Below are 25,595 nucleotides of genomic sequence, written 5' to 3'. Positions count from 1 at the left end.
ACATCTTTAACATAGCTGCAATAAATTAATTTATTGACAGTTAAATAGGGGTAACGGTACCATTGATACGTCCGTTACAGTAACGGTAACACATTGCTTTAAATAATAGTAATTTAATCATCACACACTATGAAAAAACACATGCTATCGCTGGTGGTGCTCACCTTTATGACAATTGCCAGCGTTAAAGCCCAGAGCGGGTTGCTTCACTTTGGTTTGAAGGCAGGCGCTAACCTGGGTAAGATCGACGGGGAAGGCTATAAAAGCGGCTTTAACCTGGGTTATCACATCGGCGGTTTCGCACAGGTAAACTTCCACAAAGGTTTTGGTGTACAGGGTGAATTGGTATTCTCCTCCGCCACGGTAAAAACTACTTCCGACTTCAGCGAGATCTACCAGCTCGATAACCTGAACGACGCGAATGACAAGAAGATCAAAATGAACTACCTGAGCGTGCCTATCCTGGCAAACATTCCGCTCGGTACTAATCGTATCAAATTACAGCTCGGGCCCCAGTTCAGTGCACTCGTAAGTGACAAGAACGTGTTTGAGGGTGTGGACGATGCCTTTAACGGTGGCGACGTGTCTGGCGTGGCAGGTTTATGGATACAGCTGCCAATCGTTAACATCAGCGCACGTTACATCGTTGGCTTCACCGATGTTAGAGGCAAATTGGCGGATCAGGATAACTGGAAAAACCAGTCCATCCAGCTCGGTGTCGGCGTTACATTATAAACATTATCAATTCATAATCCCCGTTAAGGGAATCAGCTAAGGAGGAAATCAGGACACAGGCAAATTAGCCTGAACCTGTTTTTCTCCTTTTTTGATTAAAAGGCTTTCCTTACCTTGGCATCAAAGTTGACTAATAGGCTATATCTAAAACAGAAGGGCAGTTAAGCAGGTGATACTGACAGAATGTCCTTTCAGCTAACAAATATGGAAATACAAAAATTCTATTTAGGGAATACGGAAGAGGATATGGAATTTATGCCCATTATTCCCTTAAATGAAGACAGTGAAAATACAGACGACGATAAGATACCCCAAGAACTGATCCTGCTGCCACTCCGGAATACCGTATTGTTCCCGGGCGTGGTTATTCCTATCACCGTTGGCCGCGATAAGTCTATCAAAGCCGTACATGATGCTTACAAGGCTGACAAAATGATAGGCGTTATTGCACAAAAAGACAGTAATGTAGAAGAACCGGAGGAAGCAGACCTGTACAGGGTAGGTACTGTGGCTAAAATTGTGAAGCTGATTAAAATGCCGGACGGCGGCACCACCATCATCATCCAGGGTCGCAAACGTTTTGCGTTGAAGGAGATGGTTTCCACCGATCCGTACTTCAAAATAAAAATATGACCTGCTGCACGACGAGGTAACCGATGAGGAAGATCAGGAGTTCAGCGCTTATATATCTTCGATCAAAGACATGGCCGGACAGATTATCGAGCTGTCGCCCAACCTGCCTTCCGAGGCATCGATGATCCTGAAGAACATCGAAAACACTTCTTTCCTGATCCACTTCGTTTCCTCCAACCTGAACAGCGAGTTGAAAGAAAAGCAGCAGTTGCTGGAAATCAGCAGCGTGCGCACGCGTGCAGAGCTGTTGCTGAAATTGTTGCAGATCGAATTGCAGCTGGCGGAACTGAAGAACAAGATTACCACCAAAACCAAGGCCGACCTGGATAAACAACAGCGCGACTACTTTTTGCAGCAGCAGCTGAAGTCTATCAAGGAGGAATTGGGCGGCGACAGCAACGACCGCGAGGTGAAGGAAATGAAGCGTAAAGCCGAAACCAAGAAGTGGACGGAAGCAGCGAAGGAACTGTTTAACAAAGGAATAGAAAAGCTGGAAAGGATGCATGCCACCACGCCCGACTACTCCGTTGTATACAATCACCTCGACCTGCTGCTGGACCTGCCCTGGCAGGAATATACCAACGACAGCTACGACCTGAAAAAGGCGAAAAAGATACTGGATGCCGACCATTATGGTATGGACCGCATCAAAGAACGTATTCTCGAATACCTGGCCGTATTGAAACTGAAAGGCGACATGAAGTCACCAATCCTGTGTTTCGTAGGCCCTCCCGGTATTGGTAAAACCTCTCTCGGTCGCTCCATTGCCAGCGCTATCGGGCGTAAATATGTACGTTTGAGCCTGGGTGGCCTGCACGACGAAAGCGAGATCCGTGGCCACCGTAAAACTTATATCGGCGCTATGCCTGGCCGCATCGTTCAGTCGATCCGTAAGATCAAATCCTCTAACCCGGTAATGATCCTCGACGAGATCGATAAGATCGGCAGCGACCACCGCGGTGATCCCAGTTCCGCTTTGCTGGAAGTACTGGACCCGGAGCAGAACAGCAGCTTTTACGATAACTACCTCGAAACAGAGTACGACCTGAGCAAAGTATTGTTCATCGCTACTGCGAACAACATCGCCGCCATTCACCCGGCGCTGCGCGACAGGCTGGAGATCATTGACCTGAGCGGGTACTCGGTAGAAGAGAAAGTGGAGATCGCGAAACGTCACCTCATTCCGAAGCAGAAAGAGGCGCATGGTTTGGCTACGTTGAAAACGAAGTTCAGCAATGCGATCATCTCTAAGATCATACAGGACTACACCCGTGAAAGCGGGGTGCGTGAGCTGGACAGGCAGTTTGCCGCCATCATGCGTTCGCTGGCTAAAGATGTAGCGCTGGAAGAGGAAGTGCCGGACGCGATGAACGAAGAAAAGATCGAGAAGATATTAGGTAAGAACCGCTACAGTAACGAAATATACAAGGTGGGTAATCCCCCTGGCGTGGCGGTTGGCCTGGCCTGGACTTACGTAGGTGGCGACATACTGTTCATAGAAACCAGTTTGAGCGAGGGTAAGGGCGACCTGAAACTGACGGGCAACCTGGGTAATGTGATGAAGGAATCTGCCGCTACTGCGCTTACTTACTTGCAGGCAAACGCGGAAGATTATAAGATCGATAGCAAGAAGTTCTCTACCAAAAGCGTACACGTTCACGTGCCGGAGGGCGCCGTGCCGAAAGACGGTCCGAGTGCAGGCATTACGATGCTGACCGCACTGGCGTCTGCATACACCGGCCGGAAGGTAAAACCTTACCTGGCGATGACCGGCGAAATTACCCTTCGCGGACAGGTGTTGCCGGTGGGCGGTATCAAAGAAAAGATACTGGCGGCCAAACGTGCCGGTATAAAGGAAGTGATTCTGTGCTGGCAGAACGAGAAAGATATCAGAGAAATCAATCCCGACTATATTAAAGGTTTGAAGTTTCATTACGTGAGACAAATGAACCAAGTGCTGGAAACTGCGTTATTAAAGAAGTAAAACGCATTTGCAGCCAGTCGTGGCAGTGTTTGCACGTACGTTACTTTATAAGTGACTTATGTTGATTGTTTTAAGGGTTTATGCAGGGCCGTCCGGAAGGACGGCTTTTGCTGTTTTTGGGGGGCGGTGCTGGTGTGCGGCGTTGCTTACCAGATTGGGTCTAAGTCTGCGCGCCGGCTCCACGATCGAATATCAGGGTTGTTCGTCGGCGATATATACACCGCCCCGCAGGCTTCTCAGAAAACAACGCTTGCATTTCGTATTTTGCAGCCGATGCAGAAGATCGCCGCCGTTATAGTCCTCCTTTTATCCTTCACCAGGGCCCAGGCCCAGGTATTGGGCGGTAAGCACGTATTCTCCTTCCTGGACCTGCCGCCCGCGCCGCAGGTCACCGCGCTTGGTAATATGAATGCTGCATTGCAAACCGACGATTTATCTGCCACCTTCCTCAACCCTGCACTGTTACGGCCCTCCATGCATACCCATCTGCAGGTGAACTACGCCGATTACTTTGCCGGGGTGAATTACAGTCATGTGATGGCGGGGTACCATGTGCCTTCTATTGGCACCACCTTCGCTACCAGCCTGCAATTCGTGAACTACGGCAACATCGTGCAAACCGATGCGGCAGGCAACATACAGGGATCTTTCAAGCCGAGCGACATGAGCTGGCAGGTGACCGCATCCCGCCAGTATAAAGAAAGATGGAATTACGGTCTCACGTTGAAGTATATCAGGTCGAGGTACCAGCAATACCGCAGCACCGGTTTTAGCGCCGATATGGGCATCACCTACCAGGACACGGCCAAAGGCTGGCAGGTGGGGCTGGTGGCTAAAAACATGGGCAGCCAGATCAAGAGTTATGGCGTAGAGAATAAAGAGCCGCTGCCATTCGACCTCCAGGTGGGCATCTCCAAAAAGCTTGAACATGTGCCCTTACAATTATCCGCCACTATACATCACATCTACCAGTTCGATATTAACTATGAAGATCCTGATTTCGACGAAGGGCAGGTGATCGAGAACGGCGATACGCTGGTGAACAGGGCAGGGGCGATCGATAAGGTGTTCAGGCATTTCGTGCTGGCTGCACAGTTCACGGTTGGCAAACATGTGGAGCTGACGGCCGCCTATAATCACCTGCGCAGGCAGGAACTGGCGCTGCTGCAGCAACAGGGGATGAGCGGCTTTTCCTTTGGCGTGGGGGTAATCATCACCCGCCTGCAGATCCGTTATGCGCGCTCGTTTTATCAAAATTCAACAGCATTTAATCACTTTGGTATAAATCTCCCGCTCAATCAATGGACCGGCCTCGGTACGTTTGGTGAAAAGATCGGGTGGTAAAAACAAAATTGTTATGGATACCCAGCCTATTATTTCCATCCGGAATTTGTATAAGAATTATGACCAGAAGCAGGTGCTGAAAGGTATTAACCTGGATGTATACCCTGGCCAGATCATTGGCTATATTGGTCCAAACGGGGCGGGTAAATCTACCACCGTGAAGGTCTTGATCGGTTTACTCGGCGACTTCGAAGGCGAAGTGACGGTGTTGGGCAAAGACCTGCGGGAAAACACTTTGGAGATCAAACGCCGCATTGGCTACATCCCCGAAAATGCCGAGATCTATGACATGCTTACCCCGATGGAGTACCTGCACTTCACCGGTAAACTGTACGACATGGACGATGAGCAGATCGAAGAGCGGGCAAGTAAGATGCTGGCGGCTTTCGGTTTGCAGAACGAGAAAGATCACCGCATGGACACCTTCTCCAAAGGCATGCGTCAGAAAGTGCTTATCATATCGGGGCTGATGCATAATCCACAGATCGTCGTGCTGGACGAGCCACTGTCCGGCCTGGACGCTAACGCAGTGATCATCGTAAAAGAAATTATGTCGCTGCTGAAGCGCGAAGGCAAAACCATCTTTTATTGTTCTCATATGATGGATGTGGTGGAAAAAGTGAGCGATCGTATCGTATTGATCAATAATGGCCAGATCGTGGCCGATGGCACCTTTGAGCAACTGCAGCAAACAGAAGGCGACACGCTGGAACAGATATTTGCACACCTTACAGGCGACCAGAACCTGAGCGGCGTGGCCGACGATTTCATTAACGCCCTGGGCAAGTAAAAACCGGACCATGAACAAATTTCTTTTAAGCGTCGTGGCCTTGCTCAATCCCGTCTGGAGCCGGATGGGGGCCAACATCCCACAACTCATGGCCATCCTGAAGGTGAAACTCATCATGGATGACAGGCGGCCGAATGCCTATACCCAAATGCGGAATCAGCGTAAACAGAAGGAGGGCAAAGGTTCTTCCTGGATGATGTTGTTGCTTTCTTTCCTGATGGGCTTCTTCTACCTGTTCTTTTTCCAGTTAGGTACCGATCCGTTGCTGCAGATGTTCATCTACTGCTGTGCGTTCATGACCATGCTGATGCTCACGCTCATTTCCGATTTTACCTACGTGCTGATCGATGTAAAAGACAACCTGGTCATTCTGCCTAAACCGGTGAATGATCGTACTGTATTGCTTTCTCGGTTGTTGCATATCATCATACACGTATCGAAGATCATTGTACCCATGGCATTACCGGCGATTGTATTTTTGCTGGTGACGAAAGGCATACTGCCGGCGGTGGCGATGATCGTGATGATTATGCTGGCGAGCATGTTCACCATCTTTATGATCAATGCATTGTACTTGCTGGCGTTGCGGTTCACTTCTCCGGAGAAGTTTAAAGAGATCATTAATTATTTGCAGATAGCCTTCTCCACTGCCGTTTTCGCGATGTACTACCTGGTGCCCAGGTTTGTAAATCAATCTGAATTAGGCAATGTAGACCTGCGACCTTATAAGTTCCTTTTTGTGATACCGCCGTATTGGTTTGCCGGTGGGTGGGTGAGTTTATCCTTTGGGGAATGGGCGCCGCTTTATATAATATTACTCGTTTGCTCGATATTCATCCCGATATTCAGTCTTTGGGTAGTTGTAAGAAAGCTGGCCCCCAGCTTCAATAAACGTTTAAGCCTCATTGCCGGCAGCGGTGGCGAATCGCCGTCTGTGGCGGTACCTGGCAACAAGTCGAAGTTCTACAGATCGCTGGCGCGTTTAGTCGCGAAAGATCGTACCGAGCGTATGGCCTTTGAAACCGTATGGTTACTGACCGGCCGCAGCCGCGAGTTTAAACTGAAAGTGTATCCATCTTTGGCGTATGTATTCATCTGGTTCGCCTATATGTTACTGACGGGCAGGCACGGTACACCTGCAGAAGCCTGGGCCGCACTGCCGGGGACAAAAATGTACATCCTGTTATTGTATATCAGCTGTTTCGCCTTCGTAACGGCCATTGCACAACTTGTATACTCCTCTAAATTTAAAGCCAGCTGGGTGTATTACGCCGCGCCGCTGGAAAGTCCGGGCAAGGTATTAGCCGGCGCTTTCAAGGCCACGCTGATGAAGTTCTTCATGCCTTTCTACCTCATCATCTGCGTATTCGTGATATGGGTATGGGGCTTTAAAACCTTGCCAGATCTGGCGTTGGGGCTTACGAACATCATTTCATTATGTGTGTTGTTCGCCTATGTATTCATGCGTAAATTTCCCTTTTCGGTGGAGATGAACGTGCAGCAGACAGGCGGTCGGTTTATGATGTCGCTGCTGGCGCTGGTAGTGCCCGGGGCGTTTGGGTTCGGGCATTACCTGGTGGTAGGCAGCCTGGTATTGCAAAGCATCTTCCTCGTACTGTCGATCGCGTTATGCTGGCTGGTATTTACCAGTTACCGCGAAACGGACTGGAAAGTCATTTACAAGCGATAAAAAAAGCGCGGCACCGGTAAGGGCCGCGCTTTTCTTTTATGTTGATGCAGAACTAGTCCACCAGCAATCTTTTGTACAACTGGATCGTGTTCTCCAGTCCAAAGTACAGCGCGTCGCAGATGAGCGCGTGGCCGATGGACACTTCTTTCAGCTGCGGGATGTGCAGTTTAAAGAAGCGGAGGTTATCGAGGTTGAGGTCGTGGCCGGCATTGATTTCCAGCCCGGCTTCGGTAGCCGTTTTCGCGGTGTTTTTATACTCGTTGAACAGCGCAAAGTTTTGCGGCTGGGTGAGCGCGTTGTGGTATTCCTCTGCGTAAGGGCCGGTATAGAGTTCGATCCTGTCGGCCCCGGCGGCTTTAGCGCCTTCTACCTTTGTAATGTCCGGGTTCAGGAAGATGGATACACGAATACCTTCCTTCTTCAGCGTGCCGATCACATCTTTCAGGAAAGAAGCATATTGTACCGTATCCCAGCCATTGTTGGAAGTGATGGCGCCGGGCGGGTCGGGAACAAGCGTACACTGGTGCGGTTTAACTTCCAATACAAGGTCCATAAACTCCTGTGAAGGGTAACCTTCAATATTAAATTCGGTGGTCACTAACGGCTTTAAATTGCGTACATCGTCGTAACGAATGTGGCGCTGGTCGGGTCGTGGGTGAACAGTAATGCCATCTGCGCCGAAACGCTCACAGTCTGCTGCGACTTTTAACAGGTCCGGAAGATTACCGCCGCGGGCATTGCGCAGGGTGGCGATCTTGTTGATGTTTACACTCAGCTTGGTCATGCCGCAAAATTAACGGATTGTTCCTCCATCAGGAAATAAAAATCTGCTTAAAAAGAAGAAAGCGGCGCCATAAGGCAGCCGCTTTCGGAACGATATAGTAAAGCCATTATCTACTAGTAACGGTAGTAATCTGGTTTGTAAGGACCAGCTTTAGGAATACCGAGGTATTCAGACTGTACAGTCGTGAGTTCATCCAGTTCCACACCGATTTTTTTCAGGTGCAGGCGGGCCACTTTCTCGTCCAGGTGTTTAGGCAGCACATACACTTCGTTTTTGTAAGAAGCAGTGTTTACCCACAGTTCCAGCTGAGCCAGTACCTGGTTAGAGAAGGAGTTACTCATTACGAAAGACGGGTGACCGGTAGCGCAACCCAGGTTTACCAGGCGGCCTTCAGCCAGCAGGATGATGTCTTTACCGTCGATGGTGTATTTATCAACCTGTGGTTTGATTTCCACTTTAGTGTGACCGTAGTTGGTGTTCAGCCAGGCAACGTCGATCTCGATATCGAAGTGACCGATGTTACAAACGATGGTTTTATCTTTCATCAGTTTGAAGTGCTCACCGGAAATGATGTCGCGGCAACCGGTAGTGGTTACAACGATGTCGGCTTCCTGAACGGCTGTAGACATTTTTTTCACTTCGTAACCTTCCATAGCGGCCTGCAATGCGCAGATCGGGTCGATCTCAGTAACGATTACACGGGCACCGGCACCACGCAGTGATTCTGCAGAACCTTTACCTACGTCACCGAAACCGGCAACAACAGCAACTTTACCGGCAATCATCACGTCTGTAGCGCGACGGATCGCATCCACGCAGGATTCGCGGCAACCGTACTTGTTATCGAATTTGGATTTGGTTACAGAGTCATTGATGTTGATAGCAGGCAGTGCCAGCGTACCATTTTTCATACGCTCGTACAGGCGGTGAACACCGGTAGTGGTTTCTTCGCTCAAACCTTTAATGTGCTGGATCAGCTCAGGGTAAGTGTCGAATACCATGTTGGTAAGGTCGCCACCGTCGTCGAGGATCATGTTCAGGGGACGGTCTGCACCGCCGAAGAACAGGGTTTGTTCAATACACCAGTTAAATTCTTCCTCGTTCAGACCTTTCCAGGCAAAAACGGGAATGCCTGCAGCAGCAATAGCAGCAGCGGCGTGATCCTGTGTAGAGAAGATATTGCAAGAGCTCCAGCGTACTTCAGCGCCCAGGTGTGCCAGGGTCTCGATCAGTACGGCAGTTTGAATGGTCATGTGTAAACAACCCGCAATGCGCGCGCCTTTCAGGGGTTGTGACGGGCCAAACTCTTCACGGATAGCCATCAAACCGGGCATCTCTGCTTCCGCCAGTTCAATCTCCTTGCGGCCCCACTCGGCCAGCGACATATCCTTTACCTTGTATTTGAGGTCAAAGTCAATTTTTGATTTTGTGATGGTAGACATTCAGTTGTAATTTTTGCAAATCTACCGCTATTTTACCTATTGACATAGCCCTTTCCTCATTTATTCAGACGCTATGGTTTGCTTATCAGAAGGATATATTAAAAATATTTTCACTTTTTCTTGTTTAGATATTATAATTAATATAGATTTGCTTATTGTTAAATGTGGAACTTATTGTAATTATATCAGTTACACATGTTATTTCTCCAACGAAAGGCAATAAGGTACATCACCATTGCAGGAAAAGACTGACAGGAAAAAGCGTAATCCCTATTTGCATATTAGTAATCGCCGTACCTGAAAGCGTAAAAAGTTAATTGAGAGAAAGATAGATAACGGGTATTGGCTTTGTGGCCACCGTTAAGCGGCCGTTTCTGCTTAAACGAGGAGCAGAAACGGGATGATAGGAGTGACCAATACCAATAACAAGACACTGTAAATTTTAGCATAGGTATATCATTTGACCATTATTAGATTATCCTATCCTGTCCTATGAAACAAATTCTACTCACGCGCGAGAGGCGTTTCCGGCCATTGTGGCTAATTATTTCGGGCTTGATGCTGCTGGCTGGCCACGCATTTGCGCAGGCGCCTGCCGTTACGATCAATCCAACAGGCGGTAATAATTCCACCGACGGTTTGCAGATCATTGTTACAGATACCGGGTATCTCGTTAAAAAGAACGGGAAATGGGAAACTAATATGGACCCGTCGGACCCTGCGTACGACCGCGGGTTACGTACCTATGTGGTGATAGAACCGCGCTTCGATGCCACCCTGCCGTTTCAGCCGCAGTACCTGAAGTCCTGCCAGATATCGGCGGTTTCTGGTACAGGTACTACCACAGATCCCTGGAAGGTGATAACGACGGCCTTTGCGACCGATCAGGACGGGGCAAAGTACCAGATCGAATCGGTGATTACCTATGCAAAGGACAACAGCTACTTTTTACTGGACTACCTCGTGGCCGGACAGGAAGGCGCGCACGGGGCATTTGTGCATATCTATTTGTCGGAGCATACTTCTATAGCGGGTACAGATTGCGGCAAAGGTTTTGTGGCCGATTATTTTATGTCGGGCGATGCATACCTGGAGGCTACCAGTCGGCCGCAGCTTGTTGGTGTATATAAAGATCCGGGCGACTGTGGCAATCCAGAAACAGGGGCACACATATTTCGCGTGGCTGGCGGGTTTACTTCCTGGTACGCCGCACAGGACGATCTGAGAGATGAAAAGACAGGAGCAGGATTTTTGTTGAAGAATGTGACAAACGCGGCGCTGACGCCGGTGGAATCAAAGGGCATTGTGGCGCACAAGGCAATCAAGTTTTCGGGCCTGCTCGGGCCCGGTCGCGACGAGATCATGACCAAACGTTTTCTCGTTGGCTTTGAAAATGAAACTTATAGCGGCGTAAACCTCGCTGATCCTGTATTATCAGCTTACCAGGACCGTAACTACCCACTTACGCTCAACTTTTCTGACGCAACGGGTATTGGTGATGAAGGGCAGGATGATCATATCTTACAGGGATTGAAGTTGCATGTGTCCGGCGGTACGGCCAGGCTGCCTATCGTGGTGCGTATCAATGCAGCACCAACGGGTGTAACCCCCGCGACACCTGGCAGCGATTACGAAGTACTCGGCAGTCTTGTAATCCCAGCGGGCGATTACTCTGTAGTGCCTGTTGATTTAGACATCTCCAACATATTAATAAAAGGCAACGGCACGATTCAGCCGAACCGTACGTTCACCCTGAGCATATCGACTGATTGTGTGAACTTTGTGCAGGTGGGCACAACCCATCCTACAGCTGTTTATACGATTGAAGATGATGACGCCGCCGATATTAAACTGATACCGGCTAAAACAACCCTGGCAGAAGGGGAGTCGACCACCGTTACCGTGAAGATGAACGGTCCGGTACAGGCGACCGATGTGATCGTGACTATTAGTAAAGGTGGCGGTAACGCGGAAGCCTCGGATTTTACACCATCCACCTTCCCATTCAATGTTACGATCCCTGCAGGCAGCAGTGAGGTGACATTCCCCTTTACAGCGTTGAATGACCTGGTGCTGGAGCCGGTGAAAGACTCCGTTCAGCTGATCGCTTCGGCTACACTGAGCGGCATGCCTAAAAACTTTTCGGTATACATAGGTATAGTGGACGAAACCGGCAATACACCGGCGAACAAAGTGCTCACCCTTTCGGCTGCGGATGCGCTGGAGGGTGCCAATGCCGCGATCAACTTCAGGTTGCCTGCCGGCGTTACCTCCGAAGAGCCTTTGTCTGCACGCTTCCTGGTAACGCATGGCGATACCGAGGCGGCGGATTTCGATATCGTACTTACAGATTCGATTACCGTAAATATCCCTGCCAATACCAATTCGGTGACCTACAATTTAGGGCTGACCGACGATGACATTATCGAAACACTGGAGGCTTATTCCTTTGATGGGGTGATGACTGGCTTTTCCGTTGTAGGTGGTACGTCGCATATTATCGATGGTGATTACTACGCGGGTATGCCTATTACCTTATCGGTGGATAAAACTTCTTTGAATGAAGATGAAACATTGACCTTCACAGCAAGCTTGCCCGGTACATTGGTAGCGGGAACAGACATTCTCGTAGCGGTGAGTCGCGGTGCGACATCTACCGCTACTGCGGCGGATTATGGATACCTCGACAGTTATATTATTATATCAGCCGGGCATCATTCGGCTTCGGGCACGGTGGTGTTTGAAGATGACGATATGTATGAGCCTACCGAGCAGCTGGTCCTGGAAGGTGCTGCCACCGGCTTTACCGTATCATCGGTATCCGCCAGTGTGCTGGACCTGCAGAGTGCATTACCCGCGAACCGCAACTTTAACCTGAGTACCTGGACCACCACCTATAATGAAGGGGAGAAGATGGAAGTGCACATTAACCTGCAGCCTTCCAGCCGGGTAACGGAAAAAGATATGACCGTTACGCTCAGCGTAAACCCTGCTTCCACACTTGATCCCAGCGAATACGTGCTGCCAGCGTCTATTGTGATTCCGGCGGGACAAAGCTCCACCATGTTCGAGATCGATTTCCTCACCGACCTGGTGGTGGATGGTGATAAAACATTAGACTTCGATGTGACCGTGGATTACTTTGGTCATCCCGAAAAGAAGTCGCTGGTGGCTACCGTGATCGATACTACGACCATTTATACACCGCCAACCGGTGCGAATATATTAGTGTCTGTTAATCCGGCTAACCCTGTTACCTTGTTGGAGGGCGCTTCGTGGACCATTACGTTTACGCTTGACGGTTATACCAATCCGACGCCGACCGTTATCAACTTGAACAACACCAGTACCGGACATGTGGCTACAGCAGCTGACTTTACCGGCGGTATCCCGACTACGGTGACCATCCCGGCCAACAGTTCCTCCGCGAGCATCACCTTCCAGACGATCGACGATCATATTATTGAACATATCGAACAACTGCGATTGTCGTTTGCTGCTACCGGTCACGTTTTCAGCGTGCCGTCGGCAGAATTGAATATTGATGGTAATGACCGTACTCCTGGTCAGCAGCTTGGCTTAGACGTAGATAACTCTTACCTGTACGAGGGTGGTGCGGTTACTTATACCGTGAGCCTGCCTTCTGATTACGTGGCGGCGTATGATATTCCGGTAACCTTGGCTAAAACAGCGGCATCTACAGCCGGCAGCGGCGACGCTACCGGCATGCCTGCATCTATAACTATCCCGGCAGGATCTCACAGCATTGATTTTGTGGTGACCACCCATGCAGACGATTCTTTGGAGATGGATGAGTTTTTCGAGGTAGAAGCCAGTGCGACCAATTTTACGGAGAACTATAATTCCTTTTCTATCGGCGATGTTACCATTCAGACCGAAGCGAACGTGCAGTTGGCCATTGTGCCGGAGAGTGGTAATGTGGAGAAAGGGGAGAGCGTAAAAGTGTGGGTGAACTTGCCTGCAGGTGTATATACCGGTACGAACTACAATTATACCGTAAGCCTGTACACCAATGCTTCCAGTACACAATTCAGTTTGCCATCCAGTATTACCATACCGCCAGGTGCTAACGGTGCCTCATTCGACTTCACGACGGTGGATGATGGTGTAGCCGACGGAGATGAAGTAGTGGAGATATATATTATGGAGATATTGCCCGTTGGTTACTTTGTGATGAGTTCCGGCTACGTGACCATGCAGGATCCTGTAGCGATTCCGGAGATACATGTGAATGTACCGGCAGCTTCCGTTACCGAAGGTAATAACCTGAAAGTGACATTCAGTCTGCCTTCCGGTTATACAGCACCATCCGCCATCACTATTAACCTGGCAAAACAAACTGTTACCTCACCCGCTACAGATGCTGACTTTACTGCACCAATCCCTTCATCGATAACCATTCCGGCAGGAGGAACGATGGTCGAACTCGACCTGACCGCAAGAGCCGATATGTTGATCGAAGTGCTGGAAAGTTTGCGTCTTACCCCAACCGCTACAGGTTACACCTTTGATCTGACGGATATTGATGTTGATGTGATAGATGCCGATTACACCGGTTCTACGATGCCAATCACCCTGAACGTTACACCTGCGAGTGTGAATGAGGGTACCAGTGCAACGATCAGGGCAAGTCTGCCGGCGGGTTTGACGGCCAGTTATGATATTGATGTAAACGTTACCAAAGATGCTGGTTCTACTGCCGCCACCGGCGATCACGGTGCGTTGCCAACCACGCTGCACATTACTGCAGGCAGCAATGCATCTGCAAATGCGACGATTACCACCGCTACCGATAATATTCTCGAATCTGCCGAAACCGTGGTAGCGGCAGGCACAGCTACTGGATTTACTGTATCGAATGGTACACTTACTATCAACGATGCAACCAGTGCGAATCCTTTAAATACTAAGCTGACCCTGACGCCTGTATCTGCAACGATTACCGAAGGTGCGTCTACCAGTGTGAGCGTATCATTGCCTACTGGCATTACAGCAGCCAGCGACATTAGCGTTACACTGAGCAGCGGTGTTGGCAGCAGTACCGGTTTAGGTAGCAGTGATTACAATATGCCGGTTACAGTTACCATCCCTGCCGGTTCCAACAGCGCGAGCTTTACCGTAAGCGCGCTCACCGATGCCGTGATTGAAGGAACGGAAGTATTGCAGGTAATGGCGCAGTCTACCGTTTATGGCAATGTGGAGTCGGCCTCGACAGATATTACCATTACAGACGCGACCACCGCGCCGGTGATTGACGTGGATGTGAGCAGTGCGTCTATTAATGAAGGCAGCGCTACTACCATCACATTTGAGTTGCCATCCGGCGTAACATCTTCTTCGGCGATCGTGATCAACCTGGTTAAAAACGCGGTTACACCTGCTGCCGTGGATGCAGATTTTACTGCTGCCATTCCGACCAGCGTGACCATCCCTGCCAATACCAGCGCTGCGAGCTTTACGCTTACTGCACGTGCTGACCAGTTAATTGAAGTATTAGAGAAACTGCAGCTGGGTATATCGGCCACCGGTTACACCTTCTCGCAGTCTACCATTGATATAGATGTGGTTGACGGCGATTACCCGACTAACAATACAGTAACACTCTCCGTTACACCCGGCACCGTAACCGAAGGCAACGGCTCCACTTTACGCGCATCGCTGCCCGGAACCATCACCGCTTCGTACGACATCACGGTGAACATTACGAAAGGTGGCACTTCAACCGCAGACCTGGCCGATCACGGTACCCTGCCAACAAGCATCCTGATCCCGGCAGGTAGTAATTCCGCTACTGCAGCACTGACTACTGCCACCGACAATATCCTGGAAGCATCAGAAACATGGGTGATAGAAGGAACTGCGACAGGGTTTACCGTACAGGCGGCAACCTTAACGATCGACGATGCAACCGGTACGGATCCATTAAACAAACATATCAGCATCACACCGGCTACGGTGTCGATAGCCGAAGGTGCTAATACAACATTGACAGTCGCATTGCCCACAGGCATCACCAGCAGTACAGACATTACGGTGAACCTGAGCCGTGGAGCAGCCAGCAGTGCTTCGCTGACGAGCAGCGAGTACAGCTTGCCGGCGAGTGTAATGATTGCCGCTGGTGCTAATAGCGCTGCGTTTACTGTAACTGCGAATACTGATAGCGAAATAGAATCAACGGAAACACTGATCATCGACGCCGCCGCCACCGTGTGGGGCAGCAGCGAAACAGCTTCCGCAACGGTGTCTATTACGGACGCAACAGCCACACCAGTGATCGATGTGAACGTGAGTGCGGCGACAATTGATGAAGGTGATCAAACGACGATTACATTCAGTCTGCCTACAGGTGTTACTTCCGCTTCGCCAATCGTGATCAACCTGGCCCAGGGCACTGCTACACCAGCTGTTACCAATGCTGACTTTACATCAGCACTGCCAACCAGCGTAACGATCGCAGCTAATGCATCGTCTGCAAGCATCACGCTGGAAGCCCGTGAAGATCAGCTGATCGAAGTGACAGAAAGACTGCAATTATTAGCAACTGCGACTGGTTATACCTTCTCCCAATCGACTATTAATATAGATGTAACCGACGGCGATTACCCGACTAACAACACGGTAACACTCTCCGTAACACCTGGCACGGTAACCGAAGGCAACGGCTCCACTTTACGCGCATCGCTGCCCGGAACCATCACCGCTTCGTACGACATCACGGTGAACATTACGAAAGGTGGCACTTCAACCGCAGACCTGGCCGATCACGGTACCCTGCCAACAAGCATCCTGATCCCGGCAGGTAGTAATTCCGCTACTGCAGCACTGACTACTGCCACCGACAATATCCTGGAAGCATCAGAAACATGGGTGATAGAAGGAACTGCGACAGGGTTTACCGTACAGGCGGCAACCTTAACGATCGACGATGCAACCGGTACGGATCCATTAAACAAACATATCAGCATCACACCTACTACGGTTTCGATAGCCGAAGGTGCTAATACAACATTGACAGTCGCATTGCCCACAGGCATCACCAGCAGTACAGACATTACGGTGAACCTGAGCCGTGGAGCAGCCAGCAGTGCTTCGCTGACGAGCAGCGAGTACAGCTTGCCGGCTAGCGTAACAATTGCTGCCGGCACTAATAGCGCTGCGTTTACTGTATCTGCGAATACTGATAGCGAAATAGAATCAACAGAAAACCTGATCATCGACGCCGCCGCCACCGTATGGGGCAGCAGCGAAACAGCTTCAGCAACGGTGTCTATTACTGATGCAACGGCCACACCAGTGATAGATGTGAACGTGAATGCAGCAACCATTAATGAAGGCGGCCAGACTACCATCACCTTTAGTCTGCCTGTGGGTGTTACTTCCGCTTCGCCGATCGTCATCAACCTGGCCCAGGGCACTGCTACACCAGCTGTTACCAATGCTGACTTTACAGCAGCGCTGCCAACCAGCGTAACGATCGCAGCTAATGCATCGTCTGCAAGCATCACGCTGGAAGCCCGTGAAGATCAGCTGATCGAAGTGACAGAAAGACTGCAATTATTAGCAACTGCGACTGGCTATACCTTCTCCCAATCGACTATTAATATAGATGTAGCCGACGGCGATTACCCGACTAACAACACGGTAACACTCTCCGTAACACCAGGCACCGTAACCGAAGGCAACGGCTCCACTTTACGCGCATCGCTGCCCGGAACCATCACCGCTTCGTACGACATCACGGTGAACATTACGAAAGGTGGGACTTCAACCGCAGACCTGGCCGATCATGGTGCCCTGCCAACAAGCATCCTGATCCCGGCAGGTAGTAATTCCGCTACTGCAGCACTGACTACTGCCACCGACAATATCCTGGAAGCATCAGAAACATGGGTGATAGAAGGAAGTGCGACAGGGTTTACCGTACAGGCGGCAACCTTAACGATCGACGATGCAACCGGTACGAATCCATTAAACAAACATATCAGCATCACACCGGCTACGGTGTCGATAGCTGAAGGTGCTAATACAACATTGACAGTCGCCTTGCCAACAGGCATCACCAGCAGTACAGACATTACGGTGAACCTGAGTCGTGGAGCAGCCAGCAGTGCTTCGCTGACGAGCAGCGAGTACAGCTTGCCGGCGAGTGTAATGATTGCCGCTGGTGCTAATAGCGCTGCGTTTACTGTAACTGCGAATACTGATAGCGAAATAGAATCAACGGAAACACTGATCATCGACGCCGCCGCCACCGTGTGGGGCAGCAGCGAAACAGCTTCAGCAACGGTGTCTATTACAGACGCAACGGCCACACCAGTGATAGATGTGAACGTGAGTGCAGCAACTATTAATGAAGGCGGCCAAGCCACCATCACCTTTAGTCTGCCTACGGGTGTTACTTCCGCTTCGCCAATCGTGATCAACCTGGCGAAAGGTGTAGTGACGCCTGCATCAGGCGATGCCGACTTCAATGCCGCTATCCCTGCTGATGTTACGATCGCTGCGAATGGCACATCCACAATACTAACGCTGCAAGCCCGGTTAGACCAGGTGCTGGAGCTGACGGAACACCTGCAGCTGACATTTACTGCCACCGGGTATACATTCTCTCAGTCGTCAGCTAATTTCGATATCATAGACGGCGATCATCTTACGCATAACATGATCACGCTTTCCGTAACGCCAGCCAGCGTAGCGGAAGGAGCTGCTGCAGCTGTTCAGGCTGCGCTGCCGGCTGGTTACACCACTGCCTACGACCTGGATGTGACTATCGGCAAAGCATTTGCATCAACTGCAGGTGCTGCCGACCATAGCGCGCTGCCAGGTACGATCCGCATCGCTGCCGGTGATCATGCATCTAACTCAGTTACTATTAATACCACAACGGATAACCTGCTCGAATCAGCAGAAACTGTAGTGGTGGAAGGCCTGCTAAGCGGATTTACCGTGACGCCTGCCACACTCACCATCACAGACGTAACGAGCACACTGCCGGCTAATACGCAGCTGACCTTTGCGCCAGATGCTGCCGCAATCCGCGAAGGTGAAAATACAACGGTACGAGTGAGCCTGCCTACGGGTGTGCTGGCTGATAACGATATCACCATCAACCTGGCAAGAGGTGCGGCTTCATCTGCCTCGCTGCATACAACGGAATACAACTTCCCGGCTAGCCTCACGATCCCTGCGGGTGTTAACAGTACATCTTTCGTACTTACCGCTGCTGCGGACGACCATGTGCTGGAGGTAACCGAGGTGCTGGAAATGTCGCTCGCTGCCAATGTGTACGGTCACGCGCAGTCACTTTCAGCAACTGTATCTATCGAAGATGCAACGAGCCTGATCGCAGCAAACATGCAGGTAACGCTCAGCATTGATTCTGCCTCACTCTCCGAAGGCAACGCCAGCAAAGTAACAGCGCAGTTGCCAACAGGCATTACCGCGGCCTACCCGATCATTATTACACTTACAGCAGATGCTTCTTCTACAGCCAGTGCCACCGACTACGGCGTGCTGCCTGCCACCCTCCAGATTAACGCCGGTGACCACGAAGCGAGCTTCGATTTAACCGCCACCGCCGATCTGGAAGAAGAGGATGATGAAACGCTTACGATACGAGGCACCGCTGCCGGCTTCACGATCAATACCGCATCGGTGGTCATTCCTGGTGATGACGTGCCTGCCTATACCATCGACATCACTAAGCTGTCGGATGCAGCAGAACCTGCCACCAATGGCAGCTTCCGGGTAAGTTTGTCCGGAACGGCGGTTGCTCGTAAAGATGTACAGGTGACTTACGTAATAGGAGGTACCGCCACGAGCGGAGTTGACTACGATGTGGCGTCTGCTACGACGGTGACAATTCCTGCCGGACAGTCAGCCGTTACGATACCAGTTACTGTAAAAGACGACCAGCTAATCGAAGTGACAGAAACGATCGTACTCACGTTGCAGTCGGCCACCACGATCATGAATAATAACCCGGTACCAGTGATGGTGAATAGCACTCCTGTCTCCATGTCACTCACCGATGACGAAGCAGCGAATACTGCCGATCGTCGCGTGATCATCAATAAACTGGACGATGCCGCAGAACCCGGCACCGCAGGCCGCTTCGAAGTGAAATTTGTAAACAGTACGATCAGCGCTGCGGCAGATGTGAAAGTGGATTATACGGTAAGTGGTACTGCTACTGCCGGTACAGATTATACCGCCCTTTCAGGCAGCGTGATCATACCGGCCGGCTCGAACAGCGCCATTATTAATGTATACCCGCTGAACGATACGGACCAGGAAAGTGGTGAAACAATCGTAGTAACGCTGGCAAACATCTCATCTGCCCTGAGCGGACTGATTTGGGAAGCCGGTACGCCTAACAGCGCGAGCATGACGTTAGGTGATGACGACCTGCTGACGGTGGAACTTTCGGTAACAGAAACAAGTGTAAACGAGGGTGATCCGATCCGCTTTACATTGAAAGCTTCCTCAGTAGTGCCAGCCGACCTGCCGGTGACGATCAGCGCCGATCACGATGCCATCAGGAACTATCACATTACGGCTAATACTATGGTGGTAACCATTCCTGCCGGCTCATCCAGTATCGACTTTACGGTACAGATGAATGATAATGACATCAACGATGCAAATGGTCACCTTGCATTGGAACTGAGGCCGTACGTAACAGGGCCGACGCCTTACTATGAACTGGGTACAGCGATCACGACCCGTACCGAGGTGTTGGATAATGATGCGATTACGATCATCTTTAAACAGGATTCTGTGAAAGTATCGGAAGGTAACAGTGGTACAACACCCCTGCATTTCACGGTAGAACTGAATCGTCGTAGCTCCCGCGATATTGTCGTAGACTATGCCTTTACAGATGCGTTTGAAGGAGAAGGCGTGGTGCAGGACAAACGAAGAGCGACCGCTGGTTCGGACTTTGATGCGTCGGCGACGAGCATTACCATTCCGGCCATGACCTTCGGGCGCGATATTATCGTGAATGTGAATGGAGATGAAACGCCCGAAGCAAATGAGTTCTTCACCATCAGATTGATAAAAGCGACCAGTGGTTCCAGCGAGGGTGAGCCGTCAATCGGTCCGTGGAACAAGGCTATCGGCGTTATTCTTAACGATGATGCATTCTGCCTGACCTGCGATACGGATGGCGATGGTCTTACCGACGGGGAAGAGGACATCAACAAAAACCTTGATCCAACCGATGATGATACCGATAATGATGGCATCCCGAACTACCTCGACCTGGATTCTGATAACGATGGCGTGCCCGATTCGGTAGAACGCTTTATCAGAGATGGGCGTATTACCGACAACAATCGTGGCGACATCCGCGTGCATCCTGCATTGTCGCCGAATGGTGATGGCAGGGGTAACGAGGTGATGATGATCGAAAACATTCTTAAGTATCAGAAGCATGAAGTAGTGGTGATGAACAGATTTGGTGGCGTGGTGTACCGTTCAAATAAGTATAACAATGCCAACAATTCGTTCAAAGGCCGCTCTAACACTGGCTCCGGCGCAGGTAACGAACTGCCTGACGGTTCTTATTTCTATGTGGTCATCGTGTGGGACAGTAACGGTAAAGAACATCGCACCACTGGTTTCGTGGTGTTGAAACGATAACATTTTTAAGCAAATCCTATGAAAACAAAGCTTAACAGGATTTTGATGATCTGCGCGGCCTGCTGGTGTTTTTCAACTCCGGCAGACGCCCAGCAGAATGCGCAGGCTTCCCAGTACCATTTCAATACAATGGTCATTAACCCCGCGTATCCCGGGGCAGACAGCGCATCGAGCATAACGCTGCAAGGGCGTAACCAGTGGATGGGCGTAGAAGGCGCACCGCAAACTGCGACCTTCGCTTTCTATACACCGTTGAAGGCATCTAACACCAGCTTAGGTTTTACAGCCATCCAGGATAAGATTACCGTTTACTCGCAAACCGGGTTTAACGCCAACGTGGCGCAAAAGGTAAAGCTGGACCAGAACCTGTTTTTATCGATGGGTATTAAGGTCGGCATGGAGCAAACGAAGGAGGATAATACCTCGCTGGGTACAGATGATCCTGTGTTTGCACAAAACCAGCGCTACTGGAAAACCGATGTCGGCTTTGGATTTATGATCTTCAACGAAAAGTTCCAGGTGGGATTATCGTCGCCGTCGTTCCAGAAATTTGATATGGGCAACTCCGTTAATAAGCTGGAGTTTAAGCGGGCGATCTATCTGCATGGCGCTTATCTGGCGGATATCAATGAGGATTTTAAAATCAAACCGGGATTGTTGGTGCGCCAGGTAAAAGGGGCCGGCATACAGTGCGACCTGAATGCTGCTTTGTTAATCAAAAACATGATCTGGATAGGTGGTACGTGGAGATCGGAAAAGACAATGGGCATCTTTGCGCAGATACAAGTGAGCCGTAATTTTCAGTTTGCCTATGCATATGACTTTGCTTCCGCAAAGTACCTGAAAGGGGGCAGTCCGGCACGCATGAGTTGATGGTGAACTATCGCTTCTCCTTTAAAAAGGGCCATGAGTTCGGGCAGCGTTATTTCTAAAGTTCCAGGAAAGATGGATCACTTTATCTCTTAATATCTTTAATTTTTTATTCATTATACTAAACTCTTATAACTAACTTCTCTTCTATTAGGGTTTTATTGATTGATTTAAACGTTTCTATAGATTAATTTATACGTTAATTTAAAGAAACGTTTTTTTTATGTGTTAGGAAATCCATCTGTAATACTTCGACGTTTATATAGTAAGAGATGCTTGCGTGCGTGTATGATGATCGCCGGATATACTTAGAAATGAGTATTGGCATTTGTTCTTTGCTTGTTGTAGCATTTAAATCGTAAGTTGTCTTATGATTTTTAAAGATCGCTTTTCGTGTACCGGTTCAGGTTGTAGTCATTTTGCAAAAGATGAACGATGAAACGGGATGAAGATATTTGAGATTCGAATTAGTTGTGTCTTTTAATAGTTAACTTGGTTAATGGCCTGATAGTCCTATCGGGCCACTGTTTACACCCATTCAATTGTTAATGGATAATCTGAAAAAGATTTTGAAAAAAGTTAGGCTTCCTAATAAACTCTCAGAATTTTTTTTTAGATTTGATTCAAGACACAGTTAGTTCTTGAAATGTGATGATGAAAATGATAAGCAAGTGATTGCTTTCATCGAAGTGAAAAGATTAAAGAAACATTTTAAACAATTACTTTGTGACAGATGTTATCTTAAGAAAGCGTTAGGGTGCTACACCCACTAATATTATAACAATCGTTCAGAAATAAAATTTTTGTCTTAAGCTAAATTGGAGAAAAGAAGGAGCCTGATGGTCGTGTCGGGCTCCCGTTTTTTTAAGGAGGCAGACAGAAGTGTGATACTAGAGACGTTGCTTTGAGTAGTTATAATGTATAGCAACTTATTAACGATACATCTACTGAATAAAAATTTTTGTCTTAAGCTAAATTGGAGAAAAGAAGGAGCCTGATGGTCGTGTCGGGCTCTATTTTTTTTTTAAAGAGATTACAAGCAAGTGGAGTTGGCAATTCTTAACCGTCTGAGCTAACGATTTTATCCACTTTGCATTACTAATAGTTTGTCGTAAGGCCCGGTTTTCCAATCGGGCTTTCTTGCAACACAAAGCTTAACATAACTTATAATAAAAGCCCTGCTGGTATTTCAGCAGGGCTTTTGCATATTGAATATTTTAGATTTGCCTCAGCGCACGACGCTCTGCCAGGAAGGCTTCCAGCTCGCTCCTGGAGAAACTGCTTAAGTTATTCGTACGGCTCATCCCACCTTTGCGTGCGGCCAGTGTACCGTAATAGATGTCTTTATAACCGCTGATGGCATGCGCATCCGGATCGATGGACAATAATGCACCCTTGCCGATGGCGCCCGCGATGTACTGCCAGTCAATATCTAAGCGCCTTGGGTGGGCGTTTAATTCAATCACCACCTTATGTGCTACACAGGCGTCAATGATCATATCGTGATCTACCGGGTAGCCGTTACGGCTTAATAGCAACCTGCCGGTCATATGCCCTAATATCGTCGTATAGGGGTTCGCGATAGCTTTCAGTAATCTCGTCATCGCTTTTTCCTGTGGCATTTTTAAGTTCGAGTGAACGGATGCGATCACCAGGTCGAAGCTGCGGAGTACTTCATCGGGGTAGTCGAGACTCCCGTCGTTGAGAATATCCGCTTCTATACTTTTGAATATTTTAAAGGGCGCTAGTTTTGCGTTCAGCTCATCGATCTGCTGATGTTGGGCTGCGATACGTTCGATCGAAAGTCCGTTGGCATAGAACGCGGAGCGGGAGTGGTCGCTGATCACCAGGTACTCGAATCCCTGGTCGCGGGCGGCAATGGCCATCGTTTCGAGGCTTTCCAGTCCATCGCTCCACTGGCTATGTGAGTGGATAATACCTTTAATGTCCTTTACGTCGATCAGCTCCGGCAGGGCGTGCTGGCTCGCGAGGGCAATGATGTCGCCACCTTCACGCAAACAGGGATCTATGAAAGCCATATTGGCGCGGCTGAATATCTCGGCTTCGCTGTTAACGCCTGTGAGCACGTCTTTACCCGCAACAGCGTAAAACTGCTCCAGGAAGGCTTCTGTACCAGTCGTGACAAACAATTGCTGCGCGAAATACGCAGGAGCACATCCGTATAATTTGATCTTAATGCCGTGATCATGTTGCAGAAAGATGGCGTTATCTGTGTTTTCCAGGATGGTTAAGCCCTGGAGGGTTTTTATTTTTTCCAGTATTTCTTCGAGAGGCGCTGCAATCACCACTTCCAGTTCATCTATCACGGGCTGATTACGCCTGAAGGCACCGGAAAGCGCTACTGCTGTTCCCGGGAACTGCTGTTGTAGTGCTGCTTCCAGTTGTTGCGCGAAGGTGGTGATCTCGGCGAAGAGATACCTTTCGCGGTTGGATAAAAAGAACTCGATTGCCTGTCGGATGCTTTCCTGCGTTTTTTGCCCGAAGCCTTTTAGTAATAACAGGCGGTTTTCATTACAGGCGTACAGGAGTTCTCCCAAATCCTCAATCTCCATCTCCTTCCAGATAGTAGCGATCTTTTTAGGGCCAAGTCCCTTGATGCGCATCATATCTAATATACCGGCCGGTGTTTTAGCCAGATAAGCCTGCAGTGCATTACAGTCGCCCGTCTCCAGCATTTCCATGACGATCTTACCAGTCGATTCACCAATGCCTTTAATACGAAATATATCCGCCGGCGGCGTCTCCTTCAGGGGGACAGTCAGTTTTTCAATCTGAAAAGCCGCGTTGGCAAACGATTTGGCCTTAAATGGATTATCCCCGTGGATATCCATCAGTTTAGCTATAAGGGAGAAATTATCGGCAATTGCGTAGTTATCCATGCCGGAAAGTTAGGGCAAAATTGGCGGTTTTCCGATGGCGGAGGGATGGGATAACATGATAAGAAAGTACCGGCGAGGTAATAAACGTCAATAATATGGTAAATTCCTGCCAACAATTTTAGGAGGTACAGAATATATTCGTAGCCGTAAGATCAACCAAAACTGTCAACTATTCCCACATATCACGAACAGACGCTGTTGCTGCAGGTTTCGCGTGGCGATGAAGCCGCTTTCAGAGTGCTTTACGACCAGTATCGCGACAAAGTATATGCGATTGCCTGTAAACTGCTGCACACCCAGGCGGAGGCCAAAGATGCCCTGCAGGACATCTTTCTTAAAATATGGCAGGGGCGTGAAAGCCTGGCCGGTATCAGCTACTTTTCTTCTTATCTGAATACGATTACCCGCAATCACCTGCTAAACCTGCTGCGCAAGCGGTTGAACGAGCAGGTAATGAAGTCGGAGGTGAGTCGTCGCATTCCAGTTGCTTCGGACGGTTATGAGATCATCACCGTGCGGGAGCTGCGGCATACCATCCGTGGGGCCATGCAGCAATTGCCGCCGCAGCAGCAGAAAGTTTTTGAACTCAGCCGCATCGATGGCGTTTCGCTGGACGAGATTGCCGATCAGCTGCAGATATCCCGGGAAACGGCTAAAAAGCACCTTACCCGTGCCAACCAGCAATTGCGCGTATTGTTACGCGCTAACACCAGTGCCCTTATTCTCCTGGGCATCATGTCTGAAATGGTGTAAAAA

General features: G+C 49.5%; 12 protein-coding genes. 9 read left to right on the top strand and 3 right to left on the bottom strand.

Annotation, left to right across the window (positions count from 1 at the left end; translation table 11 throughout):
• Positions 1–129 precede the first annotated feature (129 nt).
• From MKQ68_RS15420 to MKQ68_RS15395, 6 genes are all read left to right on the top strand, one after another.
• Positions 130–735: a porin family protein gene (locus MKQ68_RS15420; RefSeq protein ID WP_244839695.1), complete on the top strand. Its 606-nt coding sequence runs from the start codon at positions 130–132 to the stop codon at positions 733–735.
• A 204-nt stretch (positions 736–939) separates the two neighbouring features.
• Positions 940–1,368, top strand: a complete 429-nt coding sequence (locus MKQ68_RS15415; protein WP_264279900.1) for an LON peptidase substrate-binding domain-containing protein — start codon at positions 940–942, stop codon at positions 1,366–1,368.
• 1 nt (position 1,369) lies between these two features.
• Positions 1,370–3,352, top strand: coding sequence for an endopeptidase La (lon, locus tag MKQ68_RS15410; RefSeq protein WP_349773824.1), 1,983 nt, complete (start codon positions 1,370–1,372; stop codon positions 3,350–3,352).
• Between the two features lie 273 nt (positions 3,353–3,625).
• A complete protein-coding gene (gene porQ / locus MKQ68_RS15405; RefSeq protein ID WP_264279899.1) occupies positions 3,626–4,696 on the top strand; it encodes a type IX secretion system protein PorQ in 1,071 nt (356 codons plus the stop codon).
• Between the two features lie 13 nt (positions 4,697–4,709).
• Positions 4,710–5,486 (top strand): ABC transporter ATP-binding protein, encoded by a 777-nt coding sequence (locus MKQ68_RS15400; RefSeq protein ID WP_264279898.1) that lies wholly within the window; start codon positions 4,710–4,712, stop codon positions 5,484–5,486.
• Positions 5,487–5,496: 10 nt separating this feature from the next.
• Positions 5,497–7,176: a hypothetical protein gene (locus MKQ68_RS15395; RefSeq protein ID WP_264279897.1), complete on the top strand. Its 1,680-nt coding sequence runs from the start codon at positions 5,497–5,499 to the stop codon at positions 7,174–7,176.
• 52 nt (positions 7,177–7,228) lie between these two features.
• Here the strand turns inward: MKQ68_RS15395 and MKQ68_RS15390 are convergent, their stop codons facing one another.
• On the bottom strand, positions 7,229–7,960 hold the full coding sequence (locus MKQ68_RS15390) for a pyridoxine 5'-phosphate synthase (RefSeq protein WP_264279896.1): 732 nt from the start codon (positions 7,958–7,960) through the stop codon (positions 7,229–7,231).
• 113 nt (positions 7,961–8,073) lie between these two features.
• A complete protein-coding gene (gene ahcY / locus MKQ68_RS15385; RefSeq protein ID WP_264279895.1) occupies positions 8,074–9,402 on the bottom strand; it encodes an adenosylhomocysteinase in 1,329 nt (442 codons plus the stop codon).
• Positions 9,403–9,894: 492 nt separating this feature from the next.
• On the opposite strand from ahcY, the gene MKQ68_RS15380 reads away from it, so the two are divergent.
• Positions 9,895–21,069, top strand: coding sequence for a Calx-beta domain-containing protein (locus MKQ68_RS15380; protein ID WP_264279894.1), 11,175 nt, complete (start codon positions 9,895–9,897; stop codon positions 21,067–21,069).
• Between the two features lie 18 nt (positions 21,070–21,087).
• The gene (locus MKQ68_RS15375; RefSeq protein ID WP_264279893.1) at positions 21,088–21,942 is read left to right on the top strand and encodes a PorP/SprF family type IX secretion system membrane protein; all 855 of its coding nucleotides are present in this window, start codon (positions 21,088–21,090) and stop codon (positions 21,940–21,942) included.
• Between the two features lie 1,214 nt (positions 21,943–23,156).
• On the opposite strand, the gene MKQ68_RS15370 is transcribed toward MKQ68_RS15375, so the two are convergent.
• On the bottom strand, positions 23,157–24,839 hold the full coding sequence (locus tag MKQ68_RS15370) for a DNA polymerase/3'-5' exonuclease PolX (protein ID WP_264279892.1): 1,683 nt from the start codon (positions 24,837–24,839) through the stop codon (positions 23,157–23,159).
• Positions 24,840–25,037: 198 nt separating this feature from the next.
• On the opposite strand from MKQ68_RS15370, the gene MKQ68_RS15365 reads away from it, so the two are divergent.
• On the top strand, positions 25,038–25,592 hold the full coding sequence (locus MKQ68_RS15365; RefSeq protein WP_264279891.1) for an RNA polymerase sigma factor: 555 nt from the start codon (positions 25,038–25,040) through the stop codon (positions 25,590–25,592).
• The last annotated feature ends 3 nt before the right edge of the window (positions 25,593–25,595 follow it).

Source organism: Chitinophaga horti (genome assembly GCF_022867795.2).
GTDB classification, from domain to species: domain Bacteria; phylum Bacteroidota; class Bacteroidia; order Chitinophagales; family Chitinophagaceae; genus Chitinophaga; species Chitinophaga horti.
This window is presented reverse-complemented; position numbering and strand designations above follow the sequence as displayed.

Excerpts from the sequence above, each read along its gene's own strand:
- MKQ68_RS15395 (WP_264279897.1), top strand. The coding sequence starts at position 5,497 with ATGAACAAATTTCTTTTAAGCGTCGTGGCCTTGCTCAATCCCGTCTGG.
- MKQ68_RS15400 (WP_264279898.1), top strand. The coding sequence starts at position 4,710 with ATGGATACCCAGCCTATTATTTCCATCCGGAATTTGTATAAGAATTAT.
- MKQ68_RS15375 (WP_264279893.1), top strand. The coding sequence starts at position 21,088 with ATGAAAACAAAGCTTAACAGGATTTTGATGATCTGCGCGGCCTGCTGG.
- MKQ68_RS15380 (WP_264279894.1), top strand. The coding sequence starts at position 9,895 with ATGAAACAAATTCTACTCACGCGCGAGAGGCGTTTCCGGCCATTGTGG.
- MKQ68_RS15390 (WP_264279896.1), bottom strand. The coding sequence starts at position 7,960 with ATGACCAAGCTGAGTGTAAACATCAACAAGATCGCCACCCTGCGCAAT.
- MKQ68_RS15415 (WP_264279900.1), top strand. The coding sequence starts at position 940 with ATGGAAATACAAAAATTCTATTTAGGGAATACGGAAGAGGATATGGAA.
- MKQ68_RS15420 (WP_244839695.1), top strand. The coding sequence starts at position 130 with ATGAAAAAACACATGCTATCGCTGGTGGTGCTCACCTTTATGACAATT.
- ahcY (WP_264279895.1), bottom strand. The coding sequence starts at position 9,402 with ATGTCTACCATCACAAAATCAAAAATTGACTTTGACCTCAAATACAAG.
- porQ (WP_264279899.1), top strand. The coding sequence starts at position 3,626 with ATGCAGAAGATCGCCGCCGTTATAGTCCTCCTTTTATCCTTCACCAGG.
- MKQ68_RS15370 (WP_264279892.1), bottom strand. The coding sequence starts at position 24,839 with ATGGATAACTACGCAATTGCCGATAATTTCTCCCTTATAGCTAAACTG.